This is a genomic window from Methanomethylovorans sp. (genome assembly GCF_041305605.1).
Lineage (GTDB): Archaea > Halobacteriota > Methanosarcinia > Methanosarcinales > Methanosarcinaceae > Methanomethylovorans.
The window spans coordinates 13,006-28,588 of record NZ_JBFYLB010000073.1 but is presented as its reverse complement, the minus strand read 5'-3'; the positions used below and the strand labels follow the sequence as shown (position 1 = coordinate 28,588).

At 41.9% G+C, this 15,583-nt stretch carries 12 protein-coding genes; 5 read left to right on the top strand and 7 right to left on the bottom strand.

Translation table 11 applies throughout. From position 1 onward, the window contains the following. Entirely contained in the window at positions 1-1,542 is a 1,542-nt protein-coding gene (gene gpmI, locus ACCM36_RS04870) for a 2,3-bisphosphoglycerate-independent phosphoglycerate mutase (RefSeq protein ID WP_370572619.1), read from the bottom strand. A gap of 438 nt (positions 1,543-1,980) precedes the next feature. Between gpmI and ACCM36_RS04865 the strand changes: the two genes are divergently transcribed. Next, positions 1,981-2,901 (top strand): UbiA family prenyltransferase, encoded by a 921-nt coding sequence (locus tag ACCM36_RS04865; RefSeq protein WP_370572618.1) that lies wholly within the window; start codon positions 1,981-1,983, stop codon positions 2,899-2,901. Here ACCM36_RS04865 and ACCM36_RS04860 read toward each other — a convergent pair. The 3 genes from ACCM36_RS04860 to ACCM36_RS04850 form a co-directional block, all read right to left on the bottom strand. Continuing rightward, the gene (locus ACCM36_RS04860; RefSeq protein WP_370572617.1) at positions 2,898-3,692 is read right to left on the bottom strand and encodes a helix-turn-helix transcriptional regulator; all 795 of its coding nucleotides are present in this window, start codon (positions 3,690-3,692) and stop codon (positions 2,898-2,900) included. The genes ACCM36_RS04865 and ACCM36_RS04860 overlap by 4 nt on opposite strands. Positions 3,693-3,857: 165 nt before the next feature. Continuing rightward, the gene (gene purH / locus ACCM36_RS04855; RefSeq protein ID WP_370572616.1) at positions 3,858-5,474 is read right to left on the bottom strand and encodes a bifunctional phosphoribosylaminoimidazolecarboxamide formyltransferase/IMP cyclohydrolase; all 1,617 of its coding nucleotides are present in this window, start codon (positions 5,472-5,474) and stop codon (positions 3,858-3,860) included. 80 nt (positions 5,475-5,554) lie between these two features. Then, positions 5,555-7,456 (bottom strand): phosphoadenosine phosphosulfate reductase family protein, encoded by a 1,902-nt coding sequence (locus tag ACCM36_RS04850; RefSeq protein ID WP_370572615.1) that lies wholly within the window; start codon positions 7,454-7,456, stop codon positions 5,555-5,557. 135 nt (positions 7,457-7,591) lie between these two features. On the opposite strand from ACCM36_RS04850, the gene ACCM36_RS04845 reads away from it, so the two are divergent. Then, positions 7,592-8,632 carry a THUMP domain-containing protein gene (locus ACCM36_RS04845; RefSeq protein WP_370572614.1) on the top strand — a complete coding sequence of 347 codons (1,041 nt, stop codon included), beginning with the start codon at positions 7,592-7,594 and terminating at the stop codon, positions 8,630-8,632. 219 nt (positions 8,633-8,851) lie between these two features. Further along, positions 8,852-10,366 (top strand): tetratricopeptide repeat protein, encoded by a 1,515-nt coding sequence (locus tag ACCM36_RS04840; RefSeq protein WP_370572613.1) that lies wholly within the window; start codon positions 8,852-8,854, stop codon positions 10,364-10,366. Between the two features lie 41 nt (positions 10,367-10,407). On the opposite strand, the gene ACCM36_RS04835 is transcribed toward ACCM36_RS04840, so the two are convergent. The 3 genes from ACCM36_RS04835 to ACCM36_RS04825 are packed head-to-tail and all read right to left on the bottom strand — an operon-like array spanning position 10,408 to position 12,758. After that, positions 10,408-10,986: a M48 family metallopeptidase gene (locus ACCM36_RS04835; protein WP_370572612.1), complete on the bottom strand. Its 579-nt coding sequence runs from the start codon at positions 10,984-10,986 to the stop codon at positions 10,408-10,410. 49 nt (positions 10,987-11,035) lie between these two features. Then, a complete protein-coding gene (gene truA / locus ACCM36_RS04830) occupies positions 11,036-11,845 on the bottom strand; it encodes a tRNA pseudouridine(38-40) synthase TruA (protein WP_370572611.1) in 810 nt (269 codons plus the stop codon). Between the two features lie 16 nt (positions 11,846-11,861). Then, positions 11,862-12,758: an ArsR/SmtB family transcription factor gene (locus ACCM36_RS04825; protein ID WP_370572610.1), complete on the bottom strand. Its 897-nt coding sequence runs from the start codon at positions 12,756-12,758 to the stop codon at positions 11,862-11,864. 129 nt (positions 12,759-12,887) lie between these two features. Between ACCM36_RS04825 and ACCM36_RS04820 the strand changes: the two genes are divergently transcribed. Then, entirely contained in the window at positions 12,888-13,955 is a 1,068-nt protein-coding gene (locus ACCM36_RS04820) for a formate--phosphoribosylaminoimidazolecarboxamide ligase (RefSeq protein WP_370572609.1), read from the top strand. Positions 13,956-13,998: 43 nt separating this feature from the next. Then, the gene (locus ACCM36_RS04815; RefSeq protein WP_370572608.1) at positions 13,999-15,402 is read left to right on the top strand and encodes an NAD(P)/FAD-dependent oxidoreductase; all 1,404 of its coding nucleotides are present in this window, start codon (positions 13,999-14,001) and stop codon (positions 15,400-15,402) included. The last annotated feature ends 181 nt before the right edge of the window (positions 15,403-15,583 follow it).

The following is a 15,583-nucleotide window of genomic DNA, read 5'->3' as shown; positions in this document are numbered from 1 at the left end:
TCACTTTTTAAGAAGCGATATACCTGTCATTTCCATTGGTTTAGGGATAGTCAGTATTTCAAGCATGGTGGGCGCAATGTCCGATAACTTTCCTTTGCAAAGCTGTAAACCTGGTTCATCACATATATAGATGCAGCGTACTGGATTGGACGTATGAGCTGTGTGCGGAACACCTGAAACTGTATCCATCATCTTTTCAGCGTTGCCATGATCAGCAGTAATAATAACAGACCCACCTGACCCCATGACAGCATCCACCACTCTGCCCACACATGCATCAACGGTTTGTACCGCCTCTACGGCAGCATCAAAGAAACCTGTATGCCCTACCATATCCATATTCGCATAATTCACTATTATGACATCGTATGACCCTGACCTGATCTGTTCCACAAGCACATCAGTGACCTCATAAGCACTCATTTGTGGTTTAAGGTCATAAGTGGCTACTTTAGGGGATGGGACCAATAACCTATCCTCCCTGGGATTCTGCCGCTCCGCTCCCCCATTCAGGAAAAAAGTAACATGTGCATATTTTTCGGTCTCAGCTATTCTTAACTGCTTGAGACCATGATCACTAAGAACCTGCCCCAGTGTGTTCTCAATGCATTCAGCTGGAAAGACAAGCGGCACGTCCAATTTTTCATCATATTCGGACATGCACACATAATGGACATGAGGATGAACCTTTCTTTCAAAACCCTCAAAACACTCACTTACAAAAGAGTATGTCAGTTGACGTGCCCGGTCCGGCCTGAAATTGAAGAATAGCACTGAATCATTGTCGTTAATAGTGGTAAGAGGCTGGCCATCTTCACCAGTGATCACTGTAGGTTTGACAAACTCGTCATTTTCACCTCTGATATATGCCTCTCTTACTGCAGAAACAGGGTCTTTAGACGTCAAACCTTCGCCTAAGACCAATGCATTGTAAGCAAGTTTTATCCTGTCCCAGCGATTGTCTCTGTCCATAGCATAGTATCTTCCTGAAACGGTAGCAATAACAGCATTTCCTTTTTTGGGATACATTTGCTGAAACTCTTCCATATCATAAAGAGCTTGTCTGGGGGGCACATCTCTGCCATCAAGAAAAGCATGAACATAAACCTTTGCGAGTCCCTGACTTTCAGCAAACTCTATCAAACTTTTCAGATGGTTCATGTGACTATGCACACCACCGTATGAGAAAAGACCCATAAAATGCAGGTTGGAACCGTTTTCCTTAATATTTCTTATTGCCTCAAGAAGTACTGGATTGTTATATATTTCACCATCCTCAATGGCTCTGTTAATTCGTGTAAGGTCCTGGTACACAATTCTTCCTGCACCAATGTTGAGATGTCCTACTTCAGAATTACCCATCTGACCTGCGGGAAGACCAACACTTTCCCCTGAAGCCTCCAGAAAAGTGGAAGGGTATTTTTCCAAAAGAGAATCAAGAACTGGCGTCTTGGCGGCCAGCACAGCATTACCTCTAAGTTCAGGATTGTAGCCCCATCCATCAAGGATCATAAGCATTAAAGGTTTTTTAGATAGTGTCATAATAAGGTAAATGTCATCGATGTATATTAAATAAGCTGCCCATTAGAGTACACTTCATACCGAATGAAGAAGTGCATCTGAACTCATTTTTAAACAATCTGTATAAAAAGAGCAATACTAAAAAAAGGTGGAAACATCAAAAAGGAAATACTGGAAATATTGACTAAATAAAGAAAACTTTACTTAGTTACACCATGCTTAAATTTTAACTAATCATATTACACTGCCAAACTCTATACTAAGTACCTCTGCAACAAAGCAATAACAGATCTGAAAAAGAGAATGAGGTGTTATCACTTCAATCACCTTACATATAATTCAAACAAGAGATAATAATCCACATCAGCAGTCATAAATTATTTGAATTACGAAGTAACTCACAAATATAAGATTATATTGAGTTACTAATATTGAGGACGTAGTAAAACTTAGTTGCGTATGAACGCAAACAATAATATAAACTACAACTATGCCCGAAAGATAATCCTAGGTACAGATACAGACAAATATAAAAATCTTCTGCCGACAATAAGTCTTTTAAAAAGTTCTGTTTTAGTATCAATATCAGGAGCTTTACGCATATATATAGCATCTCTACTGCTTCTGGCAGAAATAAGTATATTAAACTGCTTGGCCGGAGGGCTCATTGTATACGCAGTATACACTCTTGACAGAGCACTCGAATCAACTGAAGATGTTATTAACAGATCGGAACTTAATGGAGCGAACAAAAATTTAGCACTATTTGTCTGTCTGGTTACATTTGCACTTGGGTGCTGCATACTCACCACAAATGGTTTGCTGTTCATAGCCTTAATGCCACTTGTAACCGGATACCTTTACAGTAAAGGGCTGAGTTTTGGAAAATTGAACCTTAAACTAAAAGGTGGCCTCGGAATTAAGAATCTCGTAGTTGGACTTACATGGGGCACTTTCATTGCAAGCATAGCCGGAGTGGGGCTTGAGAGTTTCCTACCAGTGCTGTTAGTATTCTTTTATTATGGATCTAAACTCTTCATTAATTCAGCTATATACGACTTCAAGGACGTGAAAGGAGACTTGATGGCAGGTATCAAGACCCTTCCTGTAAGCTTTGGAGAAAAGAATACCCGTAAATTACTGTTAGTATTGCATATAATATCTCATTCACTGCTAATAGCCGCCATAGCAATGCACTTGCTGGCATTCGAACCTGTAGTAGTGCTATATAGTTTCTTTATAGGAATGCTATACATATTCAGGCTCACGTGGAACCAGGAAAACGAAACTACACGTGGAAAAATAGAAAGGCTCTTTCTCGTTGATGGTGAAGCAGGATCAATTTTATACCTGAGGGCGGTAATTACAAATCTGGTTTAAATGCCCATTTCATATTTTTTTGCTTTCGACAAATAATATTCGAATAAATCATTACCCCATTGGATACCCATATTATCAAAGCAAATGAGGTCTGTGCGAGGGTCGTAATTACCTGATTTAAAGAACAGAGACATGGAAAAGAAAACATCTGTTACCACAAAAGCGACCTTTGCGCTATCAAGAAGATATAGTTCAGTGTATTTGGCATCACAATATGCCCGCATCTTCTCTGCGTGCTCATGTTTGACCTTGTCATAAATATTCTCTGTTAGAATGAGGGTTGTAGGAACATCTTTTTCTGCAAGCTGTGTGAAAAATTCGGGATAGGATGGGAAAAAGATAGGAGATACACCCTTGATAACGTTTGAATTCGCTATGTTTTCAGTAAAAGTCTTGTGAGAATCATAAATATTCTCAAGCCTGTCTACATAAAAAGTACAATCCTTGAGATCAGCTAACCTATCAAGTAAATAATCGGGTATTCCGGACAAGTCATGATCATTCCAAAAATCCTCGTTTTTCTCGATAAGATCCACCATATCAACAAACGGTTTAAAAGACTTGGCAATTATCTTACCCGTAGTTGAAAGTGTATACATCTTAGTAGAGGGATCTTTATACATGAGGTTGGCAGATTCCATCTCTCTGATCCGTGGAGCGATCTCCGGAGAAGAGACATCAAATTTTTTACGTATGTTGGTAAGGCTTGACGGCTGCTCCAAAAGAAAGAGAAGGAGATCTCTTCTTTTTTCCGAAAAAGTGAGCAAACTCAACAGACCTTTAGATTTCATTGTAATCACTCGCCATTTACCCTGAGAGACAAATTTGAGATGTACACCGCATTCAACAACTGTATACTACCCGTATATTCAATAATCAATATTAGTTATAAACATATCATACAAAAGTATGTGAGGAAACCGGTGAAATTCTTATAAAAAAAGAGAAGGAGTGACTCAATGCAGGAAATGGCGCATGCCAGTGAATACAAGAGAAACTCCCCGTTTGTTTGCAGTTGTTATGACTTCATTATCCCTGATGGAGCCTCCCGGAGAAACTATATACACTACACCATTATCAGCGGCATGAATAATGCTGTCATCGAAGGGGAAAAACGCATCCGATGCCATTACACAGTTTGAAAGCACTTTATTACAATAGTCATCGAAATCCTCTGCCGGACTGTCCCTTTCTTGTATTACCTTCAGGTTCTCTCTGGCCTTAGTAACAGCAAGTTTTCTGATAGAATCAACTCTGTTAGGTTGGCCTGCACCCATAGCAAGCATCATATAACAACCTTGCTGGTACTCATAAGCAAGGGTTATGGAATTGGATTTTGTGCTCTTGCAGGCACTTATGCAAAACTCGGAGAGAGGGCGCATCGAATCCGGGAACTGTTTTTCTGTTACACATTCCCACTTCTCATACAGACCTACATCCCTTGATTGTTTTAACAAGCCACCAACTACATACTTGTAGGTATGATCAACATCAAAGATATCATTCAACTGAGGCATTTCAAGCAACCGCAGATTAGAGCTCTTTTTCTTGAGATACTCAAGAGCATCATGATCAAAACCGGGGGCCAAGATAATTTCTACGAACTTGCCTTCCAGAAACTCTGCTGACCGCAGATCAAATGCTGTGTTACTGCAAACGATACTTCCATACGCAGAGATGGGATCTCCATCCCATGCAGCACTAAGAGCCTGTAGAAGAGTATCACCTGTAGCTAGTCCACATGGGTTGTTATGCTTTACAATAACTACTGCAGGTTTTTCAGAATGAAGGTCTTTTATTGTCAGCAGAGCATTATCAGCATCTACATAATTGTTGTAGGATAACTCTTTTCCATGCAATTGTCTTGCATTTGCAAGAGATGGACCTTTCACGCCTGGTTCCTTGAAGAACTTAGCTTTTTGATGCCAGTTCTCACCATAACGCAGCTCCATACCTCCGGTAAAGTTCAGATGTATGACCTCTTCGGAAGCTATTTCCTTGCTCAGGTAAGTATCAATAGTTGCATCGTAGCATGCCGTGTGCCTGAAAGCCTTTACAGCAAGTTGCTTACGCATTTTCTCTGATACTACACCTGTTGATCTGATATCTTTGAGCACATGCCCATAATCTGCAGGCTCACACACAACCGTTACAGAATGAAAGTTCTTAGCTGCTGCCCGCAAAAGAGTTGGACCACCTACGTCAATATTTTCGATAGCTTCCTCCAACAAAACACCTTCTTTTGTCACCGTGATCTCAAAAGGATAGAGATTTACAACTACAAGATCAATAAGCTCGATACCTGCATTGTATGCCTGATCCATATGATCCGGATCATGCCTGTTGCACAATATGGCACCATGTATTTTAGGATGTAATGTTTTGACCCTGCCATCCATCATCTCAGGAAAACCTGTAATCTCCGAAACATCTTTCACTTCAATCCCGGAGTCGCGTAAAATCCGTGCAGTTCCACCAGTGGAGATCAATTCCACACCAAGGGCTGCAAGCCCTCGCGCAAATTCTACAATTCCAGCCTTGTCAGAAACGCTTAGCAGTGCCCTTTTTACCAAAAAATCACCGTCAATGGTTAGCGTATATCATGTATAAATGTTCTGGTTGAAAAAAAGTTGGAAAATAACAGAATTGAAGTTTACCCAAACTTCACTACCGGGCAAACATCTATACACTTCCCGCAGTGTATACACCCCTCACCGATCACAGCAATGCAATTCTTTATCTTAATCAAATCATGTGGACACTTGCCCACACATACACCGCATCCGCTGCAACGGAGAGCCCTCTGTATGGATAGTTCCACATACCTTATCAGCTGACGAACCTGCTTTTCAGTATCACTGCGAGCTGTTACTGTGCCGGCAGCAAAGACCTGGGCACTGTCTTCACCCTGGAATATAGAAGCTACACCTTCCATGAACGACACCCTGCCTACAGCTTCAAGCATCCCTGAAGACTCTATTGTTTCCAGGTCTATGGCTGTACCAAAACTACCCTCGGCTGATACACCGCCCTGCTTGCAGGGACGATAGCCTGAGGTCACCGTAAACTCTAGTTTAGCATTGATCTCAGCCTTTGGAATGGTCGGAATACCTTTTGCCCTTGCAATTTCCTCAAGCCTTGGTGGCAATTTCTTCCACCTCCACATACCATGCTCTACCCATTCTGCAGAAAGTCCAGACCTCTCTGCATAGCCCAAGAGGTACGTCTCCAACTTTGAAGCAAACTCCGGATGTGTTTCTCTGAGCCTGTGCAGGTCAGCTACCGAACACGATGGGCAAAGCCAGCACCCTATCCTATCAAAACCTTCTCCATAAAGAGGATTGTAAGGCAGATCATGCATAAAGATGTACAGCCACACATGCATGGCAGTCCAGTCCTGTATGGGAGCAGCACCTACCTGGTTCCCCACCCAAGGATTCTTCCAGACTCTTTCACTTTTTGCCCTTGTGCCTGATTCGTACTTGCGCTGTCCGATAAATGTCAGGCAACCCTCTTCATAGTTTCCTTCAATAAGCTGAGTAATGGGACCCAACTTACATACTTTACAGCACCAGCGCATCTCCACACTGGGAGGACCAAAGCTATCCACTGATTCCCAGAAAGCATTGCCTGAACTTATGGACCTCAGAGATTTACCGTACAACTGAGAGACTTTCTGAACATTACTTACCGTTTCCGGAAACTCGATACCAGTATCAGCGAAAAGGATATCGAAGTCTTCAAGACACTCGTTTACAAGCTGCAGCACAGCAAGACTGTCCTTACCCCCGGAATATGAAACTGTTACTGGTTTGGTCATACTTGATGCAACATTATTGATGAACTTATGAGAACGGCCTATGAATTCTTCCATAAACTGTTTGTTGGCATCGACCACTTCTTTCCAGACCTGTCCGCCCTGCAGCACAACTGTTTCACATGGTTCTTCCTTATCCCTTATCTTTACTGCCACACCCTTGGGACGCTCTCTCATTCGTTCACCACTCATACGAGCCCTGCCGGTGGCTACTATCTGACCATTGGGATCAAGAACAACCACTTCATCCTTCTCCCTAATATAGGGATCTGCATCCAGCACCCCCGGAGCCAGCAAATTGGCACCTCCCAGTATGAACTTTACTGCACCTTGCTCCAGAATAACCCAGCCTTTCATGGCAGACAGGGACTTGCTTTGAAAAAGACGCCTTGCCCCTTCTACACGCAACAGCAGTACCCATTTAAGAGAATCAAGTTCGAACCTGATGCTACCAAACACCTCACCATCAACTATGATCTCATCCATGCGGTCATCATAAGGAGCCTTGTTCAGCACCACCACCCTCTGATCAGCTATAATAGGAGCATTGAACTGCTGCATGGAAACAGAATTTATAAGTTCAAGATCATATTCAAAGGCCGGGCGTATGTCACCCGGAGGTGTTACAGTGACTACTTCTGTACTACTGCCACATGCACATTCCTTTCCCAGGATAGGTACGTTACATTTCCTGCACCAGTGCAGCAGCATTTGACCAAGATAAAGGGGTTTTGACATTAGAAGTTGTCAAGATTGTCATAGTAAATAGTCCTTTGCCTTAGATTCTTTAATTTAAGGGAATGTCACCGTACCACTTCAGAAGAATGTTCGTAGCAGCCTTTTAATACCAAAGGGATTCTCTATGCAACTGTTATGCTGTACGCATTTGAACTTTCCGGGGAGCATGAGTCCCTTCCGGTTATGGAAGCATATGCCTGCATGGAAATAGCAGGACTGGACTTCAAAGAACAAGAGATACTTGATCAATGCCTGATCGTAGAAATTGATGGTACTGTGAATGAGATCGAACCTCGTTTGTTGTACGTAGCAGAGCGGCTTGCCATGTCCCACCATATAATGAGGGTTGCAGGCATGTGTGATACTTCGGCAAAAACCATATTAGAAATGACAGAAGATATTGATTATTCAAATCATATTGACCCTGGCCAGACATTCGTGGTGCGTGCGAGGAAGATCAAACATTATTGTAATTTTGAAAGAGAATTTATAGAAGGGCACGTTGGTGGCAGGATATTCAGAAAAGGATTCCGGGCAAATCTAAAGACACCGGATGTGCAATTCAGGCTGATCCTGGGAGAAAAATGTATCTTTGGTCCGATAGTGGCATCGGTAGACAGAAGTGCTTATGAAGAAAGATTACCTCACAAAAAACCCTTTTTTTACCCTGGTGTGCTCATGCCCCGGGTGGCCAGAGCCCTTGTGAACATTTCAAGGGGGAAGGCAGATGAAGTGTTGTTTGACCCTTTCTGTGGCACAGCTGGTATCCTGGTAGAAGGTGCTATGATAGGTGCCCGAGTTATAGGTATTGAAGTGCGCTCCATGATCGCTTCAGGTGCACAGATGAACCTGCAGGCTTTCGGTGGCTACTATAACGTCATAGCAGGTGACGCGTGCATGGTTCCCCTTAAAGATGAGTGTGTAGATGCCATAGTCACAGATCCCCCCTATGGACGTTCTGCGGCCATTAAAGCTGAGTCACTGCACGATCTTTATACTGGTTCTTTCAGAGAAATGCACAGATTACTTCGAAAGGGCAAACTTGCCGTAGTGGTCTCTGAAATAGATATAACCGAATTTGCAAAAGATGCAGGCTTCAAGATAACAGATGAGTATAGCCAGAGAGTACATAGAAGTCTTACCAGAAGGATTACATTGTTACACAAGGAAACATAAAAATAACCACCAACAGACACAACCAGGATTATGTACATCTTTGTATATATTATCTAGAGTTATTGGTTTAAAGCTAGTATACAAGCTGTAGCGAAGTAATTAAACATAAAGAAAATGAACAGCTTTAGAAGCTCGGACATCAGCCTTGTTTCTAAATAGAAAAACTTAATTCCCAAAAACTTCTACATTTTAACAAGTGATGGCAAATCTGGAGGAAAAATGGTAGTGAACATGAAATATGTTATCCCGGGTTTAGTATTTATTACGATCTTCTGTGCAGGATGTATTGGAACTGATGATTCAGAATATTGGAATGGAAAAGGTAATGACCTTCTTGAAGAAGGAAAATATACCGAAGCAATACAAGCATTCGATAAAGCCATAGAATTGGACCCGCAAAATGAAAATGCCTGGTCTGGCAAAGGTATTGCCCTTGCTGAAATCGGAAATAATGAAGAAGCTATTCAGGCATTTGATAAAGCCATACAACTTGACCCTAGTAATATTGAATTCTGGAGTGAAAAGGGCATTGCTCTTCGTAAAATGGGGAGGTACGAAGAAGCAATAGAGGCATACGAAAAAGTAATGGAAATTGATCCTCTTGATGGCTTTGCCTGGTATAACAAAGGTATTGCACTTTACCATATGGGAAAATACGAAGAAGCGATACAAGCATATGATAAAGCAACAGAACTCGAACCACAGTTTGCCACAGCCTGGTATAATAAAGGATATGCTCTTCATTATATGGGAAGATACGAAGAAGCGATACAAGCATATGACAAAGCCATAGAAATTGATCCGAAGGATGCAAGAACCTGGAACTATAAAGGAGTTGCGTATATTGAACTTGGTAGTTATTATGAAGCCATGGAAGCATTCAACAATGCTATCGGACTTGACCCACAGTACACTAAAGCCTTGGATAACAAAGGTTATGTCCTAAATCAAATGGAAAGATTTGAGGAAGCGATCCAGGTATGCGATAAAGCCATAGAGATCGACCCATTGGATTCAAAAGCGTGGAATTACAAAGGTTATGCCCTAAATCAAATGGGGAAATCTGAAGAGGCAATTCAGGCATTTGATAAAGCCATAAAAATAGACCCACTGGATGCTGAGATCTGGAACTACAAAGGTAATGCTCTCTATGAGATGAAGGAATACGAAGAAGCAATACAGAACTATAATAAAGCCACAGAGATCGATTCGCAGTATACGGAAGCCTGGAAGTATAAAGGTATGGCTTTTTATGACCTGAAGGATTATGAAAATGCAATTCGGGCATTCGATAAAGTCATAGAGCTTGAACCACAGGACTATGTGGCCTGGGACAGTAAAGGTGATGCACTCCGTAGAATGGGCGAATACGAAGAAGCAATAGAAGCATATGACAAAGCCATAGAGATCAATCCTCAGGGCACCTGGATCTGGATGCACAAAGGCTACGCCCTTTATGAAATGGAGAGGTATGAAGAAGCAGATCAAGTATTCGATAAAGTCATAGAACTTAATCCGAAAAACTTCGATGCATGGTATAGCAAAGGAAATACGCTTCGAGAGATGGGCAAAACTGACGCATCGATTAAAGCATATGACAAAGCTATAGAAATTAATCCACAGTATGCTTTAGCCTGGTATAACAAAGGTATTGCACTTGACCAAGCCGGAGAATATAGTGAAGCTGTTTCATACTATAATAAAGCCAAAGAATTAGGATATGAAGAAAGCTAAGACACGGCTATAGATGGCCGTGCTTTTTTTCTTATCACTCCTTAAACAAAATATTTTTCCATAATAGCAAGCCAGTATCCTCGTAGTTGTTTTTCAAGAATCTTGTGCTCCTGGAACTTTTTATGCATCATTTCCTTAAACCTGGGTCCATGATTCATTTCTATTAAATGGACCATCTCATGGAACACAACATATTCTATCAGTATTTCAGGCAAGCATTTCAGATAAGTGTTCAGATTAATGTTCCCTTTTGAACTGCAACTACCCCATTTCGTGCGCATCTCCCTGAATACCACCTTTTTGGGAAACACACCAAGTTCAGTACCAATAGAAGCTATTAAAGATTGAACATGTTCTTGCAAATGCACCTCGGTCCTTGTGGAATGAAGTTCTATCGCCGCAGCAAATACATTCCTCTGATCGTAAGCAACGAATCTTCTATATACCCATGTTTTATGTTTACTCAGCAGTTTTTCATGTTCCTTAAATCCTGGAGGTACCACCAGTTTAAGATTACCATGCCGGTATTCCAGTCTTGGATACTTGACTTTTCGGGATATTACCTCATAAGGTACATCTGTGCCATTTATCCTAACCGAGGAGATGATACTCTTTGTCATTTAACCGTCGGACACATTCGCCCAATAACTCCCTTTCAGGATAATGATCTCACTCTTTTGGCACGAGTTCTTGCATGACCTCGGCCATTACACGATGCCTCACAAGATATTCCTGTACTTTTTCAGAGGCCCTTCGCAGAGAGTATGTATCTTCGATCCATGATATGGGCATCGGATATTTTACTTCCATCAGCGTGAGACCATAAGATTGAGCAGGTTCTAATCCTTCTTCATATGATTCGGGATCTAGCATCTGTTTAAGCCATGCTTCATCCCTTACACGACTTCCCACCATTGTGAGGGCTGTTACTATTTTCCGCACCATGTTCCAAAGAAAACTGTTTGCTTCTACGTCTATCTTTGTAAGTGCTCCACTTACTCTGACATCTATTCTTTTCACTTCTCGAACTGTACCTTTATCCTCATCTTTGCTGCAGAAATTAGAAAAATCATGTTCTCCAACCAATATCTTTGAAGCAGACCTTATCCTGGATATATCGTATTGTTCTCCGCTCATGATATATCTGTAGACTCTGCTGTTTGCGTCTCTTCTCGGATCAAAGTCATTTGGAACCTCTGCATGTGCCCATGCCCATATGGAATTAGGCAATTTAGAATTAATGACCCTTGGAATAGAAAGGTTGGGCTTATCAGTATTGAAAGCCACTACCTGTCCCCTTGCATGTACACCTGCATCTGTTCTGCCTGAACTCTGGAAAGATGCTTTTTTTGGATCATCTATTATTTCCAGCTCTTTCAAGGCATTGAAGAGCTCTCCTTCAATGGTAGCTACGTCCGGCTGGATCTGGGACCCATGATAGCCTGTCCCCACATATGCAATCTTAAGTGCAACCCTCATTCAGTCTCACGTATTCTCATAGTGCCTTTTTTCTATAATATATTTCCCTTACCAGCATGAATATTATGATAAATATGCAGCCGAAAAAGAACCAAACGCTTACATGAGCCAAGAGGTCAGGTGGAATGAGACCGGGGCTGGTGCCAGTAAGGACTGTAACATCTTCAGTTGAAGGATATTGTACAGGTACAAGAGTTGAATTCACATCTGTGGTGTTCAATCCGGTAGTATTCAGGTATGCTGTGAGGCTTTCCGTGGAGGGCATTGAGGTAGCATTAACAACCTGATCAGAACCCATGATAGCAGCTTCTTCGCTATCGTTTATCATAGTTGGCAGCATGGAAGATGCCTCATCTACCAGGTTTGCCTGATCTGCCACTCTCGCACCATTACCAAGACTATCATTGACGAATCCGCTGTATTCCCCGGATTTCATGGCAGCCTCTTCAAAAGCGGTGGGATAATAGCTTGCAGAAGGAGACAGACCGATCTGGCGTGTGAGGTATTCTATACCAGTAGCTGCAAAAACTGCACCCATGAAAAGGCCTAGATATTTTTTCAACATTCCCATAATAGATGATCTGTCAACATTCTTTGTCCCAGGAACCACCACAATGAGTTTTTGCACAGGTTCATATATTTTGATCTCACGGCCTTTCTGGCTCCACTTTGTCTCTTTTACTTTTATAAGGTCAGCTTCTATCAGGCTATCCAGGTTATATTTGATAGTAGTAAGGGGCAAACCCATCTTTTCAGATAAAGTAGTGGCAGACATGGGTTTGTCTGCCAGCATCTCTAACATTTTCAGAGCTTTCTCATTGGAGAGAGCCTGAGTTACCTTTTTTGAATCCTCGTTAAGGGGTAAGACCAATACTTTATCGAAATTATTGTTTTCATCCTCTATTTCTTGCATGTTTTATTATAACCACCGTGAACTTCATAACTTTTCCGTAAACTTCAAAACAATTCGCAGTTATCGGGAAGATTCCGCAAACTTAAAAAATAGGTAGAACAATATAATGTAACTTTTTGGGGCACAATAATGATCGAAAAAGACCAAATCATGAGAATCATCGAAACCTATGATCTGGATAACCTTGCAATTGCAACTGTATGCTCGCACTCGAGCCTTCAGATATTTGATGGTGCAAGGAAGGAAGGTTTCAAGACTATTGGTATCTGCGTCAAAAAACCTCCTAAATTCTATGATGCATTTCCAAAAGCAAAGCCCGACGAGTTCATAGTAGTGGATAGCTACCAAGCTATTCCATCCATAGCGGAACAGCTTGTAAAAAAGAATGCTATTGTTGTGCCACATGGATCTTTTGTGGAATATCTCGGTACAGAGAAATTCACTGAGTTTCCAGTGCCTACTTTTGGCAACAGGGATGTACTTGAGTGGGAATCAGACAGGAACAAAGAAAGAGAATGGCTGGAAGGTGCAGGAATCCACATGCCAAAATTGGTGAAACCTGAGGAAATAAATGGCCCGGTCATGGTAAAATACCACGGCGCTAAAGGAGGACGTGGTTTCTTTGTTGCCAAGAATTATGAGGATTTCCTTGAGAATGTCGACAAGACTCAGAAGTACAACATCCAGGAATTTATAGTAGGTACAAGGTATTACCTTCATTTCTTCTATTCGCCCCTGAAGACAGAAGGCTATACTCTAAGCACAGGTGTGCTTGAAATGCTAAGTATGGACAGACGTGTAGAATCCAATGCCGATGAGATATTCAGGCTGGGTTCCCCCAGGGAGCTTGAAGATGCGGGAATTCATCCCACATACGTAGTCACAGGGAACGTCCCACTTGTTGCAAGAGAATCTTTGCTCCCACTTATATTCGAACTTGGTGAAAGAGTGGTGGAACAGTCACTAAAACTGTTCGATGGCATGATAGGCCCCTTCTGTCTTGAGACGGTGTTCACCGATAAACTTGAGATAAAGGTCTTTGAGATATCAGCTCGTATAGTTGCAGGTACAAATCTCTATCCCGCGGGTTCTCCATATTCAGACTTCATCGAACCTGGTCTGTCAACTGGAAGACGGATAGCCCAGGAAATTTCTCTTGCAAGGAAGCTGAAACAACTGGATAAGATTTTATCTTGAGAGAACATATTGCACATTGTTCATATTTCAAAGGATGATGTGCATGACCTCTTCTTTTAATAGGCTTGGCTATGATGTCATCATAGTAGGGGCAGGCCCCGCAGGCATGTTTGCTGCAAGGGAACTTGCCTGCCATAAATTGAAAATATTGGTTATAGATATGGGAAGTGATGTCAACGACAGACATTGTTCCCTTGAGCCTGAACTGAAATGTACACACTGTTTACCCTGCGATATTATGTGCGGAGTAGGCGGTGCTGGCACTTATTCTGACGGTACCTTGAACCTCAGGCCAGATATTGGAGGTGACCTCTCGGCATTCACAGATGATGAAAGTGAGGCTTGGAGGCTTGTTGAAGAGGTGGACACTATTTTCTTGGAATATGGTGCTACAACTAAGATATCCATGCCAGATCAACAAGAAGTTGAGATCTTGCAGCGCAAGGCTGCTTCAGTGGGCGCCAAGTTCATAGAGATACGGCAGAGACACATAGGTTCCGACAATGCAAAAGAGGTTATTTCACGATTCAAACAAGACCTTGAAAGCAAAGGCGTGCATTTCATGTTAAGGACAAGAGTGGTCGACTTGATAATTGAAAACTCTACATGCAACGGTGTGATAATTGAAGATGGAACACGCCTTACTTCAAGTAATGTGTTACTTTGCCCTGGAAGGATCGGCTGTGAATGGGTGAATCAACTGGTAAACGAGCATTCTATTAGGGCAGGTTTTAGTGGAGTTGATATTGGAGTAAGAGTGGAAGTCCCTGCAATAATAATGGATCCTGTCACCCGCATAAACCATGATCCCAAATTCCATATCCACACTTCCCGATATGACGATTTCGTGCGGACTTTTTGTACCAACGAGCATGGATTTGTTGTTAAAGAAAATTATGAGGGTTTCATTGCGACAAATGGACATTCTATGCACACTGTGACCTCAGAGAACACAAATTTCGCTTTTCTGGTACATGTGGAATTGACACACCCAATGGAGAATACGATCAAGTATGCAAAATCCGTGGCAAAACTGGCCACTACCATCGGTGGTGGGAAGCCAGTATTGCAGAGGATGGGGGATCTGCGTAGAGGCCGCCGTTCCACTGAAGCAAGAATTGCAAAAAATACGATAAAGAACACTCTTAAAGACATAACACCTGGAGATATTTCCATGGCGCTGCCTCATAGAATAGTTATGGACATTATAGAAGGCTTAGATATTCTTAATATGATCATTCCTGGAGTGAACTCTGATCCTACGCTCCTATATGCACCCGAGGTAAAACTTTATGCTATGGAAGTATCTGTGGACAGGAACATGCAAACAAGCGTGAAGGGACTTTTTGCTGCAGGGGATGGTACTGGCCTTTCCAGGGATCTCGTGAATTCTGCGGCAACAGGACTACTTGCAGCCAGAGGGATGCTAAAATTGTATTTATCGTGAACTTCAAAGAAATAGAGGAACCTCACTATTTTTGGGTGAATTACGGGGATAGCTTCTCATTGACTAAAAAGATGCATTTAAGACAATACATCGATGGGAATGATTCTTTAGGGTGGAGATTCCTCTTAAAAGCTTCAATACGTTAGAATATATACTTTTCGTTTTAATCCCACACTCACCT

Excerpts from the sequence above, each read along its gene's own strand:
- gpmI (WP_370572619.1), bottom strand. The coding sequence starts at position 1,542 with ATGACACTATCTAAAAAACCTTTAATGCTTATGATCCTTGATGGATGG.
- ACCM36_RS04865 (WP_370572618.1), top strand. The coding sequence starts at position 1,981 with ATGAACGCAAACAATAATATAAACTACAACTATGCCCGAAAGATAATC.
- ACCM36_RS04860 (WP_370572617.1), bottom strand. The coding sequence starts at position 3,692 with ATGAAATCTAAAGGTCTGTTGAGTTTGCTCACTTTTTCGGAAAAAAGA.
- ACCM36_RS04850 (WP_370572615.1), bottom strand. The coding sequence starts at position 7,456 with ATGTCAAAACCCCTTTATCTTGGTCAAATGCTGCTGCACTGGTGCAGG.
- ACCM36_RS04845 (WP_370572614.1), top strand. The coding sequence starts at position 7,592 with ATGCTGTACGCATTTGAACTTTCCGGGGAGCATGAGTCCCTTCCGGTT.
- ACCM36_RS04840 (WP_370572613.1), top strand. The coding sequence starts at position 8,852 with ATGGTAGTGAACATGAAATATGTTATCCCGGGTTTAGTATTTATTACG.
- ACCM36_RS04835 (WP_370572612.1), bottom strand. The coding sequence starts at position 10,986 with ATGACAAAGAGTATCATCTCCTCGGTTAGGATAAATGGCACAGATGTA.
- truA (WP_370572611.1), bottom strand. The coding sequence starts at position 11,845 with ATGAGGGTTGCACTTAAGATTGCATATGTGGGGACAGGCTATCATGGG.
- ACCM36_RS04825 (WP_370572610.1), bottom strand. The coding sequence starts at position 12,758 with ATGCAAGAAATAGAGGATGAAAACAATAATTTCGATAAAGTATTGGTC.
- ACCM36_RS04820 (WP_370572609.1), top strand. The coding sequence starts at position 12,888 with ATGATCGAAAAAGACCAAATCATGAGAATCATCGAAACCTATGATCTG.
- ACCM36_RS04815 (WP_370572608.1), top strand. The coding sequence starts at position 13,999 with ATGACCTCTTCTTTTAATAGGCTTGGCTATGATGTCATCATAGTAGGG.